The sequence below is a fragment of the Micromonospora sp. NBC_01392 genome, from assembly GCF_045040125.1.
Lineage (GTDB): Bacteria > Actinomycetota > Actinomycetes > Mycobacteriales > Micromonosporaceae > Micromonospora.
The window spans coordinates 6,001,772-6,020,485 of sequence record NZ_CP109549.1 but is presented as its reverse complement, the minus strand read 5'-3'; the positions used below and the strand labels follow the sequence as shown (position 1 = coordinate 6,020,485).

Here is an 18,714-nt window from a genome sequence, read left to right as displayed (position 1 = left end):
ACGCGCGGTAAAGTTGCCGGATGCCGGAACTCGTGTACCCGCCCGTGATCACCGCCGCCAAGACGATGTTCCGCGCCCTCGACCTGCGCCTGGACGTGCGGGGCAGCCACCACGTGCCGCGCACCGGCGGGGTGGTGCTCGCGTCCAACCACGTGAGCTACCTCGACTTCATCTTCTGCGGCTACGGCGCGCACGAGTCCCGCCGGCTGGTCCGCTTCATGGCCAAGGAGAGCGTCTTCCGGCACCGGGTCTCCGGCCCGCTGATGCGCGGCATGAAGCACATCCCGGTCAACCGCGCCGCCGGCGCCGGGTCGTACGCCAGCGCGGTCGGCGCGTTGCGCCGGGGCGAGGTGGTCGGCGTCTTCCCGGAGGCGACGATCAGCCGGTCCTTCACCGTCAAGGACCTCAAGAACGGCGCGGCCCGGATGGCGCAGGAGGCCGGCGTGCCGCTGTTGCCGGTCGCGCTCTGGGGCACCCAGCGGCTCTGGACCAAGGGGCGCCCGCGCACCCTGACCCGCCGGCACACCCCGATCACCATCCTGGTCGGCGAGCCGATGGACCCGGCCGCCTACCCGGACGCCACCGCCCTCACCGCCGACCTGCGCACCCGGCTGTCGGCGCTCGTCGACCGCGCCCAGCGGGACTACCCGGACCAGCCGGCCGGCCCGGACGACGCCTGGTGGCAGCCGGCCCACCTGGGCGGCGGCGCGCCCACCCCGGAGCAGGCCGTCGAGCTGGACCGGTCCGACCGCCGCTCCCGCAGCACCTCCTGACCGCGCCGCCCGCGCGGCGGGCAGGTGGCCTGCCTTGCCGCGCGGGTCGGGCCACGCCTTGCGGCGCGGGTCGGGCCACGCTTGCCGCGCGGGTCGGGCCACGCTTGCCGCGCGGGCGGGGGAGAGCAATCCCGGCAGCCTACGAACTTGATGGCGAGAATGGGTCACGGCCCGCGGTGTTCGGTGGGGCGAAAGCACGGCGGGCCGGACCGGACGAGGCCGCGCCGAGCCCGGCTCGCTTCCCGGCCCGGGCTTTCGCGCGTCGACTCCGGTCAGGGCTTCGCGTGTGGACCTGCCTTCCGGCCCCGGCTCCGGCTTCGCGCGGGCCTGCCCTCCGGCCCCGGCCCCGGTCCCGGCTTCGCGGCGCGAGGCTCATGAGTCATCCATGCCATCAAGTTCGTAGGCCGCCCGAACACGTTGACTGGGCCGCGTCGGGTCTACCCGGGCGCCGATCGGCAGGACCAGGCGGGCGGCTGCGGTCGGGCGGCCCTGCGGTCGGGCGGCCCGGCGGTCGGGCCGCCCTGCGGTCGGGCGGCCCGGCGGTTGGGCCGCCCTGCGGTCGGGCGGCCCTGCGCGGCCCCGGGCCGCATCGGGGGCACGACGACCGGCGAGGGTCAGCAGGCGGAGCCGGGTCGGTCCCGGGCCAGAAAGTCGAACCGGGGCCCCAGCGCCTCCGCCGCCGGCTGACGGTAGTAGTCCTCGCGGGACAGGAACTCCACCGGCAGCGAACCGGGCAGCGTCACCACCCCCACCGTCGGGCCGGGGGAGGCAGCGACCCGGGTGGCGAGCGCGTCCCGCTCCGGCGGGGACAGGTCGACCAGATCGGAGTGGGCCAGCCGGAACCCGGCCACCGCGCGGCGTACCTGCCGGGCCAGCGCGGTGACCAGGGCGACCGGGCCGGTGAGTGCCAGCGCCGGCTGCCGGATGGTGCGCAGCGCGTCGCAGACCACCCGCAGCTCCGCCGTGTCGTCGTCGATCTCGACCAGCTCCAGCCGGGACGGCCACTGCCAGCGGATCTGACCGCTGACCAGGCGGGACAGCCGGACCGGACGCCGGTGCCGGGCGCCGGTCGGGCTGTCCCGCCCGGGGACCAGGGACAGCTCGGAGCCGGTGCAGAGGTACGCCAGCCGCCGGTCGGTCACGGTGACCGACGCCGCGTCGGGCAACGCCCAGCAGCGGACGTCCTCGGTGGGGCCGAGCAGGTGACCGGTGACCGGCAGCCGGTGCTGGGCGAGCAGCCGCTCACCGGGGTCGAGCACCAGCGCGTAGCGCCGGTCGAGCAGGGGACGGCTGGGGTCGTCGTCGGTGTCGAAGCGGTGTGGCCCGATGAAGAAGGGTGCGGCGTCCTCCGGCACGGTACGACCTCCCGGGACGGTTGGCGGTACCGGTGAGCCTGACCGATCACCGGGGCGGCTGTCATGACACCCGTTAGGGGGTCGGCCGGTCGGCCGACGCCTGTGACCGGTAGATGCCGATCTCTTCCGGTCGGACGAGGCCGTCCTCGATCGCGCGGGCGAGCAGCGCCGCCTTGGTGGCCGCCGGACGCCCGGCCCGGGTGTACTTGATCCGGGCCCGGTCCACGTACTGCTTCACGGTGTGCTCGCTGATCTGCATCCGGCGCGCCACCGACGCCTTCGACATCGACTGGAACCACAGCAGCAACGCCTCACGCTCCTTGTCCGACAGGGACGGCCGGTCCGGCCGGGCGTCGCCGACCATCGCGCCGGCCAGTGCCGGCGGCACGTACGGGCGGTCGCTCGCCGCCGCCAGCACGGTGGCCACGCAGTGTTCCCGCCCCTCGTGCTTGGCGAGGAACGCGACCGCGCCCGCGTCCAGCGCGGCCAGCATGGTCTGCGGGTCGGTGTGCTCGGAGTAGACCACCACCCGCCGCCCGGCGGCGCTCAACTCGGCCAGCTTGTCGAGCACCATCCGCCCGTGCAGCCGCAGGTCGAGCAGCACCACCTCGGCCCCCGGCGCGGCCCGCAGCACCGTGTCGGGATCGTCGCCGGTCGCCAGCACCCGCAACCGCGGCTCCGAGGAGAGCCAGGCGCGCACCCCGTCGATCACCACGGGGTGGTCGTCGACGATCGCCACCCCGACCGGCTGCCCGGCGTTCACGCCTGCCGCCAGCGGGTCTGCGTCCATCTGATCTCCCCGTCCCGCTCGTGCAGGTACGCCACCGGTCCGTCCCCGTCGGGCGGCGGCAGCGGATCGTCCGGGCCGTCGTGATCCGGTGTCACCAGGCTGACCACCACCTCGTCCGGGCCGGCGACCACCGTCAGCCGCGCCCCGCCGCGGGCACCGGCGAGCGCCGCCGTGAGCGGGTCGGCCAGGGCCCGGCGCACGTCGACCGGCAGTTCCGGCGGCGTGCCGACCGCCACCAGCTCGATCGGCAGACCGTTCCGCTCGGCCAGGTCGGCGGCGGCCCGCAACTCGTGCAGCAGCGGGTCGGGCACGTCGTCGGACTCGGCGATCAGTCGGCGCAGCCGAGCCGCGGCCAGCACCGCGCGGCGGCGTACCGCCGGGTCGGCCGGGTCGGCGTCGCCGGTCGCCAGCGCCGCCAGCACCTCCTCGGCGGTGCCGCTGACCAGGGCGAGCCGGGCCTGCCGTTCGCTCCGGGCCCGCTCGGCGGCCTCCCGTTCGGCGGCCACGGCCAGCGTCGCCGCGGCGGCGCCGGCCCGGTCCCGGGCCAGCGCGGTGAGCGCCGCCGCGCCGGCGAAGACCGCCACCGGCAACGTGGAGGTGCCGTAGACGTACATCGCGTACCGGCTCAGGTCAGTCGGCGCGGTCGTGCCGTGCAGCACCACCGCCACCAGCGCGATCGTCGCGTGCGCGGCGAGCAGCGCCAGCAGCCAGCGCACCGGCCGCTGCCAGAGCACCAGCAGGAAGAACCAGGCCAGCCCGCCCCACACCCAGTTGGCGGTGGTGAACAGGAACCGCTCACCGGCCGCCGCGAAGACCGCCGCGTCGACCGCCAGCAGCACCGCGGCCAGCCGCCGGGCCGGGGGCAACCCACCACCCAGCAGACGTACGCCGGTGGCGACGCCGACCAGCGCGGTCACCAGCCAGCCGGCCGCCACCACCGCCGGAGCGGCCATGCCGGGCCCCGCCGCCAGCACCGCAGGCAGGCTGACCGCCAGGTGCCAGGCCAACGCGATGCCGACCGCCACGAGCCGGGCGCCCCGGTCCGACGCGTCCGCCACGGCGTGCGCCTGGGGCGCCGCCCCGGCCGTCCCGGCGCGTGCCACCGGCCGGAACCGGGGGGCCGCGTCCACCGCCGGGCCGGTGTGCACCGCGGTCCCGCCGGTCAGGGTCGTCCCCGACTCAGTCGCCATCGGACCACTCCAGCCGGACCCGGGTGCCGGCGCCAGGGGCGGAAGTCACCACCGCCCGGCCGTCCACGGTGGCCATCCGCCCGTGGATCGACTCGCGCAGCCCGTACCGGTGGGCCGGGACCGTGGTCGGGTCGAAGCCGGGACCGTCGTCGGCCACCTCGACCACCACGGCGCCGCCGGCGCGGGCCAGGCGCAGCGTGGTGGCCGCGCCCGGCGCGTGCCGGGCCACGTTGGCCAGCGCGGCGGCGGCGCTGTCGGCGAGTGCCGCGGCGACCTCCGCCGGCAGCCGGCACGGCGGCAGCGTCGCGGTCACCGCCAGATCCGGCAGCCCGGCCAGCACCGTGCGCAGCCGCTCGTCGAGGTCCACCTCGCCGGGTGCGGTCCCGGTCCGCGCCCCGGCCAGGGCGCTGAGCGTACGCAGATCCGCCGCGCACCGCTCGCGCAGCGCCACGGAACTGCCTCCGACCGCGCCCAGCCCGACCATGGTCAGCGTGCCGAGCACGGTGTCGTGCAGGTCCCGGTTGTGCCGCCGCTCCGCCTCGCGGGCGGCGCGTGCCACCACCGCCTCGCGGGACAGCCGCTGGTAGCCGGCGAACGCGGCGTCGGCCCGGCCGAGCCAGCCGCGCATCACCGCGGTCATCACCGCCGCGCAGCCGGTCTGCACCAGCAGCGTGCCGGTGTGCGCGCGGGCCTCGACCGGGTTCCCGGCCAGCGTGGCGCCGGTCGCGTAGGCGGCGGTGACCAGCAGGCCGGCCGGCACCGACCAGCGGGCCGGCGCGGTGGCCTGCGCGTTGATCACGGTGGTGCTGGCCAGCACCGCCACCCAGCTCGCCTCGCCGGGCAGCACCTCCGGCGCGACCAGCCACGGCACGGCCAGCGCGGTGGCGGTGGTCAGCGCCACGTCGCCGGCCACCAACGCGCCGCCGACGCCGTGCCGGAACGCGCGGACCGCGTACCAGCCGGACCATGCGGTGAGCGCGACGACGGCCGGGACCAGCAGCGCCACCCGCACCGGCGCCGTCCGCACGGACAGGGCGACCACCGCGCCGACCAGCCCGCAGGTGAGCCGGAGCAGCGCCGGCAGCGTGGTGAAGATCAGCGTGAACGCGCCGCCGGCCGGACGGTCCAACGGGGACCGTGGCAGGGTCGTGGCGGCAGCCACCGGCATCGGGGAGGTGTCCTTCCGGCAGCGACCCGTCCGGGTCCGCGCGGCAAAGATTGACGCCGGAGAATAACACGCTTTGTCAGAAACCGTCACCCTCGGTACGCGGTGCGTCGCTACCCGGACGGTGAAAGCGGAGCTGGACCGTCCGGTTTTCGGGTCAGCCGTGCCGGCGCAGCCACTCCAGGGCCGACCCGGCGTGCCGGAGCACGGAGATGTGCCCGTCCTCGGGGAAACGGCGCAACTCGGCCGACGGGCAGCGGCCGGCCAGCCACTCGGAGTGCGCCACCGGCGCGATGCCGTCGCGGTCGCCGTGCAGCAGCAGCACCGGCTGCGCGACGTCAGCCGGATCGAAACCCCACGGCCGCACGTACGCCAGATCGTCGTCGATCAGCCCGCCCGGGCCGGACGCGACCGCCGGGCCGACCACGCTGTCGAACCAGGACCACTCGGCGCGCAGCGCGGCCAGGTCGGTGTCGGTGAACCCGAAATCGTACGACTCGTCGGCGGCCTCGTGCGCCTCCTTGGCCGCCCGTCCCGCGGCGGCGGCGCGCAGCGACGCCGCCCCGGACGGCGCCATGCCGGCGAACCAGTCCAGCCCGGCCGCGCCGTATGGCGCCAGCCCGGCGCCGGCCACCACCGCGACCACCCGCTCCGGCAGCAGCGCGCCGCAGGCCAGCGCGTGCGGGCCACCGCCGGAGTGACCCATCACGGCGAACCGGTCGAGACCCAACGCGTCGGCCACCGCGGCCACGTCGGACGCCGCCGACGCGACGTCGCGATCCGGCAGCGGGGTGGAGCCGCCGTAGCCGGGCCGGTCGTGCGACACCCAGCGCAGGCCGAGGCGGTCGGCGGTGGCGAACAGCGGGGCCGGTGGGGCGCCGACGTTCGGCGTGCCGTGGTGCCAGAACACGGGCAGCCGGCCCGCCCCGCCGGTGTCGTAGACGTGCAGGACGCGGCCGTCGGGCAGGCGGACATCCGTCTCGGTCACCATGGACGGACCCTAGCGGCGACCGCCGACACTCCCGCCCGCGTGGATGCGGATGTGGTGAACTTCCCGGATGGCCCGACCGATGCCGGCACCTCTTCCGCCCGACGTCGAGGCGCGACTCGCCCACGAGCGGAACGTCTGGCTGTGCACGCTGCGCCCGGACGGCTCCCCGCACCTGACGCCGGTCTGGTTCGTCCACGCCGACGGCGTCTGGTGGGTCGGCTGCGAGGCCGGCAGCGTCAAGGCCCGGAACGTGGCGGCGGACCCGCGCGTCTCGCTGGCGCTGGAGGGTGGCGACCACCCGGTCGTCGCGGAAGGCGCCGCCCGGCTGCACCACGGCGACTTCCCACCCGCCGTCGTCGCCGCCTTCGCCGACAAGTACGCGGGCTGGGACATCCGGAAACCCGTCACGCCGGACGGGGCACGGGTCCTGCTGGAGATCCCGGTCCGGCGGTGGCTGCTCGCCGGCACGGCACGCTAGCGCCTCAGACCCGCCAGGGCGTCATGTCCAGGTGCGGGTAACGCTGGGCCACACCGCCGACGGTCTCGGCGGTCCAGTAGGGGTGACCCGGTGGCGGGAAACCGAACAACGCGAGCTGCGTCGGGGTCGCCCGGCTCACGAAGCCGTACCAGCCGGGCTCGTGACTCCGCCCGGCCCAGGCGTGCCGGTCGCCCCACCCGACGGCGGCCGGCCGGAAGCAGAGATGCATGGTGTAGCGCGCCCCGCGTGGCGTGGTCGTGGCGGTGCCCCGATGGAACGTGCCGGGCCGGAACGCGACCACCGTGCCCGCCGGACCGGCGCCGGACACCTCCGCCTCGTAGAGATGCGGGCTGCCGGTCGGCGCGACGAAGTCGCCGAACCCTCCGCCCACGTCCGTCCGGGGGTACCAGTTCGGCTTGGCCGGCAGGTCCCGGGTGTGCCGCGTGGACAGCAGGTGCGGCGGGCCGAGGCCTCGGGCACGTCGACGAGGTAGACGAACATCTCCACCTGCCGGTACCCGGGAGCGTCCGTCGGCACCAGCAGGGTGTGGTTCAGGTAGTCGCGGTGCAGCTCCTGGTCGTAGTCGGCCGCTCCGGTGAACTTCGCCCACGCCTTGGCCGAGGAGATCCGCAGATCTCCTCGCCGAGCAACTCGCGGGCCAGCCGGACCAGGCGGTCGCCCACCGCCAGTAGGCTGAGTTCCAAGCTCTCGAAGGGAAAGCCCCGGATGCCGGCGAACTCGTCTCCGAGGTAGCGATCCCGTCGCGGGTCGGTCCCGTCCTGGAAGCCGTCGGCGGACGGAAACATGGTGTCCAGCTCGCCGAGCGCCGGTGCCAGGTCCGCCGCCGGGAGGTAGCCGGGCAGGGTGACGAATCCGTGGCTCAGCCACTCGTCCCGGGCGGCATCAAAGCTCATCCGGGCAGTATGTCGGCGGATCCATGGGCGTGCATCCGATTAGCGCGTCCGTCGTGGTCGGTGCCCTCCTCCGCCATCCGCCGGCACGCCGCGACGAACCGTTCGGCGCGCGGGGCTCGCGCCACGGCGGCGAGTCCCAGCAGCACCGGAAGTGAGCGTTGCTATGCAGCGCGAAGAGGTCGTTCCCGTCGGTGTCGTCGAAGGGACGCAGCCCCACCAGCCGTCGCAGCGGTTGAACACGCGGACGGCTTTCCCGATTTGGTTCTCGTGGGTAGCACTGCTTCCCGCGCAAGCAAATATCTTTCACTGTCAGCTTCCTGACACGCCAAGACGTTGAAGGGTTTGAATAGCTCGTCTAATGTCATCTGCACCTAATCGGATCGGGGAGGAACATCTTGCAAAGCAAGGTAGCCAAAGCTCTGTCGGTAGTCGCGCTCGTCGGCTCCATGTCGGTCGTCGTGGCGTCTCCGGCGTCCGCTTCGAGTGATGATTTCCACACTCTGGGCTGCGCCACGCTCAACAAGACGTATACCAGCGGTGGGTATAACTGGGCGCAGCTGTACAACCCGTGCTCCGGTGCCCGGAGTATGAGGGCCGTGGTCAACAACTACCCCGACTCGAGCTGTATCACTGTTGCTGGGTATGGTTATGGAACTGTGCGGGTCGGTTTGTTCTACGAGCCGAATGCGGATGGTGCGGCGGACTGCTGAGGATCGATAGCAGGCGGTAAAGCTCACTGCTTCGCCAGTCGGCGTCAGCTATTTGCCGTCGCGCCCTCAAGCCATGGATCTGGTCGAGGCCAGGGTGACAAGGTGGGCATCCCGTCGTCTGAATGACCCGGACCACCTCGCGGCCTCGACCCCTCGACGTCGCCCAGGTTGGCTGGCGGCGGCGGATGGTGGGCACTCGTGCCCGCCATCCGCCGCCGCAGGCCGGGTACGTTTCTGGCTGCCACTCGCTCGTTCCGCCCGGGCAAAGTCCACCGACTGGCGGCCCTGGTGCTCGGCCTGTTCAGTCGGCCTTACAAGACAAGCGCATACGTAGTCAGCGAAAGGGTCGCGTAACCCTCTTGTGAGCGCGCGTTGGATTCGTCTCGCCGGTGTTATTGCCGACTTCTGGGGACGCTCCGCCGACTAGGAAATCTTGGTGTCCCGTGACAATTCCGCTTTGGCTCCTCAGATGCGTCCTCGGCTGGCACATCTGATCCTCGATCAGGGGTGGTCGTAGCGGTGGACTGCCGATCCACCATAGCGGAGGTCGGCGTAAGCCTTCGGGCTCGGCCTAGCCAACGGGATGCGTCACTTCTGGCGGAGAAATGTCCTTGCTGCGTCGGTGGGCGTGGTTCGAAGAAGGCACACCGACTTGACCCGCCGTGCCAGCCTTCCAGATGTCTTCAAGGCCGCCCTGAATAGACCGCATGCGTCAGTGCCTGGCGCTGTCCCGTCGCCACGGGCTCCCCGTTGCCGGCGGGATACGCACCTTTAATCCGGCCGGGGATGGCCCGGCCGGATGTCCAAAGGAATGATCAGTCGCGCACCCGTACGACGCAGTACGTGGTGTCGGGAGTCGCCGGTACGGACAACCGCGCGTTGACCGCGTACAGGCTCGAGCCGAAGGAAACCACAGCCGACGGCTCGTCGAGGTCGCAGTCACGGATCACGTCGACCGGCGTGGCCCGGGTGAGCTGCTCGTTGAGACGGAACTTGGCGATCACGTTGTTCCGGTTGCGCACCACGTACAGCGTGCGCCCCCTGAGCAGGAGACCGTCGCCGTTGGCGACCGACACTCCGCCCGTGCTGATCCGGGCGGCCATGCCCGCGCGGGGATCGAAGCAGTAGAGCCGGCCGGTCCTGGCCTGCACCACGATGAGCTTGCCCGCCCAGGCGGCGACGATGCCGGTGTTGCAGGCGTCGGGGTCACCGAGCCCGGCCGGCAGCGGCAGCGCGCGTACGGCCGACTGCCCGGGCAGCGACCCGTGGCGGCCGAACTCGACGCAGTAGACCTTGGCCTTCTCCGAGTCGGTGAAGAATACGGCCTTGTCCGTGGCGGCCACGCCGTCGATGAACCCACCGCCGAAGTCGTACGTCGCCAGGCATTCGCCTGTCGACTCGCGGTAGACGGCCGCGCCGCCCATGTTGCCGCAGGCCGCCCAGATCCGGCCCCGTTCGACGGCCAATCCCGTCGCCTGGGTGCCGGCCACCGGCGGCACGAGCAGCATCCCGTGGCCGGTGCGCAGGTCGGCGCACCAGACACAACCGTCGGCCATGGAGCTGACGTAGATCTTCGTGCCGGCGCCGCGGGCGATGCCCTCCGGGCAGAACCCGTTCGGCAGGTTGATCACCGAGGGATATCGGCCGTTCCGATGGTGGGCCGAGGCCGGCGCCGCGCCGATGGCGACCCCGACGGGCGCGGCAACGGCCGCGGCCAAGAGCGTTCGTCTGTGCACTGTCGTGCTCCTTCGCTAGGCGAGCGAACACATATATGGAAGTCTGTGGATCAGGTGTACGGCCACCTCACCGTTGCTCGACAGGTGGCCGCAGCGAGCCCGCCTGTCGACCCCGCAGATCGGCGGCGATGCCTCTCGTGCGCCCGGCGGGATTCGAACCTGCGTCCCGGCGTGGTCGCGCCGAGGCAACAGGGGTCGACGGTTGCGTCGGAGGTCCGGCCGATGGCCAAGTCGCGGATCCTGTCCACCGTGTCTTTGCCATACGCGGCTAGCGCAGCGGTGACGTACGGCATCATCGCTGCTGTCTGCACCGCGTCGACGTCCATGCCACTTCGATGAGTGGGACGGGCCGTGATGATGTCAGCAACCGGACAGCGGCGTTCCAGTGGAGGTCCGAGGCGACGACGGCGCGCTGGCGCCATCCGCCCGGGTGCAGATATCCGTACAGCCCACGCCACCCATTGGCACCGATGCTGCCCGACAACGAAAGGCGGGCTGATCAGGGACAATCGCGGTTGAGAATCTTCCGGTGGGGTTCTTCCCCTTGTTGCCCCTGACGCTGGCTCCCTCCGCACGATGTGAGTCGGCCAGAAGGAAGCTCTAGGCGAAGGGCTGTCGCCGAGCAATAATGATCAGCTATGACTGTCTACATTCGACCGTGCTTCGTCAGCAGCTACCTCATGCTGTATCGATCTGCAGTTCGCGGGTGGCGGGGATGCTTCTGATGGCCGGTAGGATCCGAGCTGCGCTTCGGCTGACGCTGCGCTTTGGAATCCTCGCGAGACGCAATCCGGCTGCGGCAATAAGAGCTCTTTCATGGCAGGGGGTGAGAAGAGACCTTGCCGTTGCCGGCGGCTGCTACTTATTTCTCTCTCTTGTTGTGGCGGCTTCTTTCTCCCTTGTCCTGTGGGGGTGGGTCAGCCGGCAGTTCCCACCGGGCGCGGTGCCGATTGGCCGAGCGGTCCCTTCGGTAGCCGTTTTTATGGCGATAGAGCTGGCTGCAACTGTTGGAGTTGGCAGCTTCTTCCTGCCCTACAGTTTTTGGAAATTCGCCTCACCTCATTTCGGCGTTCTCGCCGCAATTGCCTACGTGCTGTCCTTCCCGTACTGGTACTGGTATGCCGTACTTTCGGACAGGGATATCGAGACAGATTTCTTCTCAACCGTTGGGCAGGTGCTTCCGGTGCTGCTACTGGCTGCGCTGGTCGACCTCAAGCGAACAAGTGATTCGACCACCAAAAATCTTCTCTTATTTATTGCCGTAGCTGCTGCCGGTGAGTTCTCCTGCCTGTTCGGCCTAGCCTTCAAGGTGCAGGATTCTTCACTTTTCGGACATGCCGCAGCCGCCTGTGTCGGCACGTTCGTCGGCCTTGGGGTGTCTCTTCTGGCTCGGGCCAATCGTTAAGGCGGCCAAGGGGCAGGCAACCGCTTCACACCTGCCACGAGGCCGACAGCAGCCCGATGGCTCCACGAATAGCCCCACGCGAGCCGCTCAGGAGGGCAAAGTGCCTGTGCGCCCGGCAGGATTCGAACCTGCGGCCTTGGGATTAGAAGTCCCCTGCTCTATCCGCTGAGCTACGGGCGCGCGTCGACGATCGTCGCGCCAAGAGGGTACCGCCGGCCCTGGCCCGCCCGGGGGTACGGGTCGGCGCGTCCACGTCGCCGCCCAGCGTGCCACGCCGGTGCCCGGACCGGCATCCCCGTTCCGGCGGGTCCCGGCCCGGCGACCGCATCCCGATCCGTACCCTCGGCGGATGCTGCTCGACCAGGACACCGAAAACGAGATCATCTTCGCGCTGTGCCAGCACCTCGGGCGGGCCATCCTGCCCGTCTCCGGGGCGACAGGCCCGGGGGCTCCGGCCGGCACGGTCGGTACCGCGTTCTTCTACAGCGAGCTGGTCGGCGCGACAGACGACGGGGAGATCGCGCACGAGTGGCTGCTCACCGCCGACGCGCTCACCGACCGGGCGTACGGGGAGATCGGGTTGCGGCCCAGCGTCACCGAGCCGGCCGAGGGCGCGGACGAGCCGATCGAGCTGGCCGGCTTCGCCGACCACTGGCTGCACCTGCCGGAGTTGGGGCTGGCCGCGATGCCCACCGGTGGGCTGCACGGCTACGCCGACGACCGGGGCTGGCGCTGGCGTACCCAGCAGGTGACCGAGGCAATCGCCGCGCCGGCCGACGCGGTGGCCCGGGTCGGCGCGACGCCCGGCTCGGCGTTCGTGCTGGCTCTGGGCGTCGCCGAGGACGGGTCACGGCCGTTGGAGGCGGTGGCCGAGCGGGTCGCCCGGCACGACGACGCGGTGCGGGTGACCACCGAACTGCCGGCCGGGTACGTGGGGGCGCCCGTCTTCGCGGTCGAGGCCGGGCCGGACGGCGAGCCGGTGCCGCACTGCCTGGGCGTGCTGCTGCCGGCCCGCGACGGCGGGCACCCGGTCGCCACGTTCGACCGGATCCGGTCCGCGCTCGTCGAGGTCGTCGACGGCTGACCGGTACGGCCGGGCCCGCGCCGAGCCGGCGACAGGATTGTCGGGTCGGCCGCCGGTTCAGCCCTCGGCGGTGGCGCCGGCCGGTTCGTCGGCCGGCCGGCGCGGGGCCGGCGGCGCGGCCTCCGGCTCGGTCGGGCCCACCCGGAGGAAACCCTCCGCCCAGCGCCCGACCTCCGCGAAGACCTTTTCGCGTACGGCGGGACTGGACAGCGTGAGGTCGTGCAACCCGCCGTCGAAGCGGGCCAGGGTGACGTGCCGGCCGAGCCGGGGCGCCCAGCGGACCATGTGCTCCACGTCGAGCACCGCGTCGGCCCCGGTGGCGCTGTCGTGCCACTTCGTGCCCCGGAAGGTGCGGGTGGAGCAGGCCAGCAGCACCGGCACGGGAATGTCCAGGCCGGCGCGCAGCCGGCGCTGGCCGGTGCGGATCGCGTTGAGCCAGCCGGCCCGGACCGGGAACCCGGCGAGCGGCTTCCACTCCAGGTCGTAGCGCCACTCGCCGCGGTGGTCGGCGTGCAGGCTCTCGCCGTACACGGTGCCGAGCCCGAACGGCAGGATGCGCTGCGGCGCCCGACGGCCCAGGCGGGAGACGGCGGCGGCGAGGGGTCGACGGACCACCCAGGGGGCGTTGATGTCGAAGAAGGGACTGTTCAGCACGATGCCGTCGACCAGGCCGGCGTCGCGGCGGGCGTCCGCCCAGAGCGAGATGATCAGCCCGCCGGTGGAGTGGCCCATGGCGAGCAGCGTCTCGTGCCCCTCCTCGGCGCGGATGATCTCCGCGGCGGCGTCCAGCTCGGGGAAGTAGTCGCTCAGGTCGCGGCAGAAGTTCGGGGTCTGGTGCGGCAGCAGGCTGCGACCGTATTTCCGCAGGTCGAGAGCGTAGAAGTCCCAGCCGCGCTCGGCGAAGAAGTCGGCCACGTGGGTCTGGAAGAAGTAGTCGACGAAGCCGTGCACGTAGAGCACGGCGCGGCCGGTCGGCCGGTCGGCCCGCCGCCGGACCAGGGTCGCGACCACCGGCCCCTCGTCGTCGGTGCCCAACTCGATGGTGCGCCGCTCGTAGGGCGCCCCCAGCACGTCCGGTTCCACGACCGCGACGGTACGCCGCCGAGCTACCCGGCGGTAGGGGTGTAAGGAGGGGGCCCTTCTTAACGCATTCGGTAGAGGAAGGGCCCCCTCTTAACAGAGACCTGTTAAGAGGGGGCCCTTCCTTACACCGGGGGTCCGCCTGGCGGCACCGTGCGGGCGGGCGTAGCGGAATCAGGCGGTTTCGGCGTCCTCGCGCTCGCCCACCTGGAGCGGGACGGCCGCGGGCTGCTCCGTCGGGCGCAGGTGCTTGTTGCTGCGCGGCTCCTGCCGGGTCTTCGCGTCGTTGAGCTTGCGGCGCAGATCGTCCCGGACGTCGTTGAGCGCGGCGTGCAGGTCCTCCTCGGTCGAGGTGGTCACGATCTTCTGCCGGCCGGCGACCCAGCACTCCAGCGTCACCTTCTGGCCCCGGGCCTCGCGGTCCTTGACCGACACCTCCAGCTCGGTGGCGTCGGCGTGGAAGCTGGCGAGTCGGGCGTCAAGCGTCCCGAACTGCTCGGCGATCCAGTTGCGGTCACCCTGGGAGAACCCGGCGCCGACCCGCAGGCACTCGGCCACGGTCGCGGGGTTCGCCACGGCGCTCATCGCGCTGCCTCGCGGACGTCTCGGAGAAGCATCGGCGCTCCCTTTCTCTCGGTTGATCATTACTTACCCAGCCGGCGTGTTTCCGGAACGCCTCGCGCCGGTCACTTTCCGACCATGTGTCCCCGCAGGTCGACGCCGTAGAGGCCATCGGCCTAGCAGATCGGGACCTTGATCAGGCGGTTGTCCACAAGGCGGTCCGTCATCCACAGGCGGGAGCCGGCGGGTGGCCCGGGCGGGTCGTCCCGGCCCACGCTCTCCCGGACAAGCCGATCCCTGGGAGGGGCGATGTTCGATACCTACGTCACGATCGTCGGCAACGTGCTGACCGCGCCGGAGTGGCGGCGGACCACGCAGAGCGGAACGCTGGTGGCCAACTTCAAGGTCGCCTCGACCGCCCGCCGGCTCGACCGGGACAGCGGCCGCTGGGTCGACGGCAACAGCCTGCGGGTCCGCGTCAACTGCTGGCGACGCCTGGCCGAGGGGGTGGCCGCCTCGGTGGCGGTGGGAGATCCGGTGATCGTCGCCGGCCGCCTCTACACCCGGGACTGGACCGACGAGGCCGGTAACCACCGCACGCTCTACGAACTGGAGGCGGTCGCGGTCGGGCACGACCTGTCCCGGGGCCGGTCGCGCTTCCTGCGCAACCAGCCGCGCGCGGCCACCAGCTCGGTCGAGGACGCCGAGGCGGAGCAGCGGGTGCACGGCGAGGCGACCGAGCCGGTGCCCGACGAGCAGGTGCCGGCCAGGTTCGACGACCGGCCGCTCGACGACGACTTTCCGCCGCCGGAGTTCGGGTCGGCACGGGTCGGTCTCACCGGCGCGCCGGACCGGGTGATCGAACTCGATCCGTTCGACGACCGGCCCGCCGGTCCGGGGACCGGCGGCGGGACGCGGCAGGGCGGCGGCCCGACCGGCGGCTGGGACACCCGGCTCGGTGGACCGGAGATGGGCGAGGACGACGAGCTGGCCGCCGAGGAGGGGGACGGACCGGCCCCGGCCGAGGACGACGAGTTGGCCGAGATCGAGCTGCCGACCGAGGACGGGTCGAGCGGTGCGGGGTCGGCCGGCGCGGCGTCCGGCGGCGGGGCTGCCCCGGGCCGTCGCGGCCGACGGCGCACGCCGGTGCCTGCCTGAGCGGCCGGCCGGGCAACGGGGGTGCGGGGTGGCGGCGTCGGCGCTGCCACCCCGCGGCACGGCCCCCTCCGAACCGCCGGTACGGCTAGGCTGGCCGGCCGGAGGTGGTGACGGGTGCGGCAGGCGACCGCCATGGCGAACGCGACCGGGTTGGTGGCGGGCTACGCGCTCGACGCGCTGCTCGGCGACCCGCGCCGGTGGCATCCGGTGGCCGGCTTCGGCCGCGCCGCCGGTGCCCTGGAGCGGCGGGTCTACCGCCCGGACCGCACGGCCGGCGTCGTGTTCACCGCGCTCGCGGTCGGCACGCCGGTGCTGCTCGGGGCCGCCGCCGGGCGCGTCACCCGACGGCATCCGGTGGCACGGGCCGCGCTGGTGGCCGCCGGCACCTGGACGGTGCTCGGCGGGCGGACGCTGCGGCACGAGTCCCGGGTGATGGCGCGGGCGCTGCGCCGGGCCGACCTGCCCGCCGCGCGGGCCCGCCTCGGTCATCTCTGCGGACGGGACCCGTCGACGCTCGACGAACCGGAGCTGGCCCGGGCCACCGTCGAGTCGGTCGCCGAGAACACCTCCGACGCGGTGGTCGCGCCGCTGGTCTGGGGCGCGGTCGCGGGGCTTCCCGGTCTGCTCGGCTACCGGGCGGCGAACACGCTCGACGCCATGGTCGGCCACCGCTCGCCCCGGTACGCCCGCTTCGGCACCCCGGCCGCCCGGCTGGACGATCTGCTCAACCTGGTGCCGTCCCGGCTGACCGGGCTGCTCACCGTGGCCGTCGCGCCGGTGGCGCACGGGAACCGCGCCACCGCGTGGCACGTGTGGCGGCGGGACCGGGCCGACCATCCGAGCCCGAACGCCGGGCAGTGCGAGGCGGCGATGGCCGGCGCGCTCGGCGTCCGGCTGGGCGGGCGCAACGTGTACTTCGGCCGCTCGGAGACGCGGCCGTTCCTCGGTGACGGGCCTCGACCGGAGGCGCGGCACCTGAAGCGGGCCGCCCGGGTCTCCGGCGCGGTGGGGTTGGCCGCGCTCGGTCTGGCCGCGCTCTACCCGGTGACGGTGGGCCGGCTGGCCGGCGCCGCCGGCCGGGCCGCGCTGCGTGCGGCGGCCGGCTGTTGGGCGGTGGCCGGTTGCCGGGCGGTGGCCGAGGCTTCGCCGGCGGGATCGGTCGCCGACCGGGGGAGTGGGCGGTGAGCGGCGGGCTGCTGGTCGCCGGCACCACCTCCGACGCCGGCAAGAGCGTGCTCACCGCCGGCATCTGTCGCTGGCTGCGCCGCCGGGGCGTCCGGGTCGCCCCGTTCAAGGCGCAGAACATGTCCAACAACTCGGCGGTGGTGGTCGGCCCGGACGGCCGGGGCGGCGAGCTGGGCCGGGCGCAGGCGATGCAGGCCGCCGCCGCCGGGCTCGCCCCCGACCTGCGTTTCAATCCGGTGCTGCTCAAGCCGGGCAGCGACCTCGCCAGTCAGGTGGTGCTGCTCGGCGAGGCGGTCGACACGGTCACCGCCGGCAACTACCACGCGTTGCGCCCCCGGCTCGCCGCCACGGCGTACGCGGCGCTGGCCGAGCTGCGCGCCGAGTACGACGTGGTGATCTGCGAGGGCGCGGGCAGCCCGGCGGAGATCAACCTGCGGGCCGGCGACTACGTCAACATGGGGCTGGCCCGACAGGCCGGCCTGCCGGCGATCGTGGTGGGCGACATCGACCGGGGTGGCGTGTTCGCCTCGATGTTCGGCACCGTGGCGCTGCTGGACGCCGCCGACCAGGCGCTCGTCGCCGGCTTCGTGATCAACAAGTTCCGGGGCGATCTGGGGCTGCTCCGCCCCGGGCTGGACATGCTGCACCGGGTCACCGGCCGCCCCACGTACGGGGTGCTGCCCTGGGCGCTGGACCTGTGGCTGGACGCGGAGGACTCGCTCGCGTACGGGCGGGTGCTCGGGCGGCCGGCGGCGCCGCGCGGCACCGAGTGGCTCGACGTGGCAGTGGTCCGGCTGCCCCGGGTCAGCAACGCCACCGACGTGGAGGCGCTCGCCACCGAGCCCGGGGTCCGGGTGCGGCTGACCGTCGAACCGGCCGAGCTGGCCGCCGCGGACCTGGTGGTGCTGCCCGGCTCGAAGTCGACGGTCGCCGACCTGGCCTGGCTGCGGGAGACCGGCCTGGCCGACGCGGTCCTCGGGCACGCCGCCGCCGGCCGTCCGCTGCTCGGCATCTGCGGCGGGTTCCAGATGCTCGGCCGGGCGATCCACGACCCGGTGGAGAGTCGTCGGGGCAGCGTCCCCGGCCTCGGCCTGCTGCCGGTCGAGGTCACGTTCGACAGGCGCAAGACGGTCCGCCGGGCCGAGGGCACGGCGGCCGGCGACACGGACGTGCCGGTGGACGGGTACGAGATCCACCACGGTCGGGTCTCCGCCGCCGACCCGGGCCTGCCGCCGCTGCTGCGGTACGCCGACGGGACTGGCGAGGGCGCCCGGCTCGGCGCGGTGTACGGCACGCACTGGCACGGCGCGTTCGAATCCGACGCGTTCCGCCGCCGGTTCCTCACCGACGTCGCCGGCGTGGCCGGCCGGACCGGCTTCAAGGTCGCCCCGGACACGTCGTTCGCGGCGGCCCGGGAACGGACCCTGGACCTGCTCGGCGACCTGGTGGAGGAGCACCTGGACACCGGCGCGCTGTGGCGACTGATCGAGTCCGGCCCGCCGCCGGGCCTGCCGTTCGTGCCACCCGGCGCACCCGACTGAACCGCCGCGTCGGGCCGCCGGAACCGGCCGTCGCGAACGGGCGACCACAACGGCAGCCGGCCGCCGCGAACGGGCGGCGGGGTGACTCAGACGCGTACGTCGGCCGGATGGTCGGACATCGGCAGCCCGGCCTCCCGCCAGCCCTGCACGCCGCCGATCATGTCGGTCGCCTGACGCAGCCCGAGCGTCTGGAGGCTGGCGGCGGCCAGGCTGGAGCTGTAGCCCTGGCGGCACACGACCACGATCTCGCGGTCGTACCCGGTGGCTTCCGGGATGCGCCACGCGCTGGCCGGGTCGAGCCGCCATTCCAGCACCGTGCGGTCGATGACGATCGCGCCGGGCAGCTCGCCCTCCTCGCGACGTTGCGTCTCGGTGCGGGTGTCGATCAGCAGCGCCCCGTTGCGGACCGCCTCGACGGTCTCGTGCGGGGTGAGCCGGCGGAGACCGGCGCGGGCCTGTTCCAGGAGGGCGTCGACGCCCGGACACATCACGTCATGGAGCACCCCCAGATCATGCCCACCGGGCCGCCGCGCCGCCCGGTGAAACGGCCCGCCGGGTCGCAGGATCCAGCGGACGGGGGAACGTTAGCGTCGGTCGG

18 protein-coding genes and 1 tRNA gene are annotated in these 18,714 nt (G+C 73.2%); 7 read left to right on the top strand and 12 right to left on the bottom strand.

Translation table 11 applies throughout. From position 1 onward, the window contains the following. The first annotated feature begins 20 nt into the window (after positions 1 to 20). Entirely contained in the window at positions 21 to 773 is a 753-nt protein-coding gene (locus OG767_RS26085; protein WP_405090916.1) for a lysophospholipid acyltransferase family protein, read from the top strand. Positions 774 to 1,387: 614 nt separating this feature from the next. On the opposite strand, the gene OG767_RS26080 is transcribed toward OG767_RS26085, so the two are convergent. From OG767_RS26080 to OG767_RS26060, 5 genes are all read right to left on the bottom strand, one after another. Then, positions 1,388 to 2,128 (bottom strand): hypothetical protein, encoded by a 741-nt coding sequence (locus tag OG767_RS26080; RefSeq protein WP_405090915.1) that lies wholly within the window; start codon positions 2,126 to 2,128, stop codon positions 1,388 to 1,390. Between the two features lie 73 nt (positions 2,129 to 2,201). Next, on the bottom strand, positions 2,202 to 2,918 hold the full coding sequence (locus OG767_RS26075) for a response regulator transcription factor (RefSeq protein ID WP_107157094.1): 717 nt from the start codon (positions 2,916 to 2,918) through the stop codon (positions 2,202 to 2,204). Beyond that, complete coding sequence (locus tag OG767_RS26070) at positions 2,888 to 4,108, bottom strand: hypothetical protein (RefSeq protein WP_405090914.1); 1,221 nt, start codon at positions 4,106 to 4,108, stop codon at positions 2,888 to 2,890. The genes OG767_RS26075 and OG767_RS26070 overlap by 31 nt, the downstream gene beginning before the upstream one ends. Then, a complete protein-coding gene (locus OG767_RS26065) occupies positions 4,098 to 5,276 on the bottom strand; it encodes a sensor histidine kinase (RefSeq protein ID WP_405090913.1) in 1,179 nt (392 codons plus the stop codon). Before OG767_RS26065 ends, OG767_RS26070 begins: the two co-directional genes overlap by 11 nt. Before the next feature lie 154 nt (positions 5,277 to 5,430). Further along, positions 5,431 to 6,264 carry an alpha/beta fold hydrolase gene (locus OG767_RS26060; RefSeq protein ID WP_405090912.1) on the bottom strand — a complete coding sequence of 278 codons (834 nt, stop codon included), beginning with the start codon at positions 6,262 to 6,264 and terminating at the stop codon, positions 5,431 to 5,433. A gap of 79 nt (positions 6,265 to 6,343) precedes the next feature. Between OG767_RS26060 and OG767_RS26055 the strand changes: the two genes are divergently transcribed. After that, positions 6,344 to 6,742, top strand: a complete 399-nt coding sequence (locus tag OG767_RS26055) for a pyridoxamine 5'-phosphate oxidase family protein (RefSeq protein ID WP_405090911.1) — start codon at positions 6,344 to 6,346, stop codon at positions 6,740 to 6,742. Between the two features lie 4 nt (positions 6,743 to 6,746). Here OG767_RS26055 and OG767_RS26050 read toward each other — a convergent pair whose 3' ends face one another. From OG767_RS26050 to OG767_RS26040, 3 genes are all read right to left on the bottom strand, one after another. Next, entirely contained in the window at positions 6,747 to 7,133 is a 387-nt protein-coding gene (locus OG767_RS26050; RefSeq protein WP_405090910.1) for a hypothetical protein, read from the bottom strand. Between the two features lie 160 nt (positions 7,134 to 7,293). After that, a complete protein-coding gene (locus tag OG767_RS26045; protein ID WP_405090909.1) occupies positions 7,294 to 7,656 on the bottom strand; it encodes a hypothetical protein in 363 nt (120 codons plus the stop codon). A 1,525-nt stretch (positions 7,657 to 9,181) separates the two neighbouring features. Next, positions 9,182 to 9,997: a superoxide dismutase gene (locus OG767_RS26040; protein WP_405090908.1), complete on the bottom strand. Its 816-nt coding sequence runs from the start codon at positions 9,995 to 9,997 to the stop codon at positions 9,182 to 9,184. 733 nt (positions 9,998 to 10,730) lie between these two features. On the opposite strand from OG767_RS26040, the gene OG767_RS26035 reads away from it, so the two are divergent. Next, positions 10,731 to 11,507 (top strand): hypothetical protein, encoded by a 777-nt coding sequence (locus OG767_RS26035; RefSeq protein WP_405090907.1) that lies wholly within the window; start codon positions 10,731 to 10,733, stop codon positions 11,505 to 11,507. Between the two features lie 107 nt (positions 11,508 to 11,614). Here the strand turns inward: OG767_RS26035 and OG767_RS26030 are convergent. Further along, a tRNA-Arg gene (locus OG767_RS26030) sits at positions 11,615 to 11,687 on the bottom strand. Positions 11,688 to 11,856: 169 nt separating this feature from the next. Between OG767_RS26030 and OG767_RS26025 the strand changes: the two genes are divergently transcribed. After that, entirely contained in the window at positions 11,857 to 12,591 is a 735-nt protein-coding gene (locus tag OG767_RS26025) for a hypothetical protein (RefSeq protein WP_405090906.1), read from the top strand. 57 nt (positions 12,592 to 12,648) lie between these two features. Here OG767_RS26025 and OG767_RS26020 read toward each other — a convergent pair whose 3' ends face one another. Then, positions 12,649 to 13,674: an alpha/beta hydrolase gene (locus OG767_RS26020; RefSeq protein WP_405090905.1), complete on the bottom strand. Its 1,026-nt coding sequence runs from the start codon at positions 13,672 to 13,674 to the stop codon at positions 12,649 to 12,651. Between the two features lie 171 nt (positions 13,675 to 13,845). Beyond that, positions 13,846 to 14,256, bottom strand: a complete 411-nt coding sequence (locus tag OG767_RS26015; RefSeq protein ID WP_107162685.1) for an HPF/RaiA family ribosome-associated protein — start codon at positions 14,254 to 14,256, stop codon at positions 13,846 to 13,848. A 285-nt stretch (positions 14,257 to 14,541) separates the two neighbouring features. Here OG767_RS26015 and ssb point away from each other — a divergent pair, with 285 nt between their 5' ends. The 3 genes from ssb to OG767_RS26000 all read left to right on the top strand — a co-directional run bounded on the left by ssb (position 14,542) and on the right by OG767_RS26000 (position 18,116). Beyond that, a complete protein-coding gene (ssb, locus tag OG767_RS26010) occupies positions 14,542 to 15,390 on the top strand; it encodes a single-stranded DNA-binding protein (RefSeq protein ID WP_405090904.1) in 849 nt (282 codons plus the stop codon). Positions 15,391 to 15,504: 114 nt separating this feature from the next. Then, positions 15,505 to 16,575 (top strand): cobalamin biosynthesis protein, encoded by a 1,071-nt coding sequence (locus tag OG767_RS26005; RefSeq protein ID WP_405090903.1) that lies wholly within the window; start codon positions 15,505 to 15,507, stop codon positions 16,573 to 16,575. Then, the gene (locus OG767_RS26000) at positions 16,572 to 18,116 is read left to right on the top strand and encodes a cobyric acid synthase (RefSeq protein WP_405090902.1); all 1,545 of its coding nucleotides are present in this window, start codon (positions 16,572 to 16,574) and stop codon (positions 18,114 to 18,116) included. Before OG767_RS26005 ends, OG767_RS26000 begins: the two co-directional genes overlap by 4 nt. Before the next feature lie 86 nt (positions 18,117 to 18,202). On the opposite strand, the gene OG767_RS25995 is transcribed toward OG767_RS26000, so the two are convergent. Continuing rightward, on the bottom strand, positions 18,203 to 18,604 hold the full coding sequence (locus tag OG767_RS25995) for a rhodanese-like domain-containing protein (protein ID WP_405094314.1): 402 nt from the start codon (positions 18,602 to 18,604) through the stop codon (positions 18,203 to 18,205). Between the last annotated feature and the right edge of the window lie 110 nt (positions 18,605 to 18,714).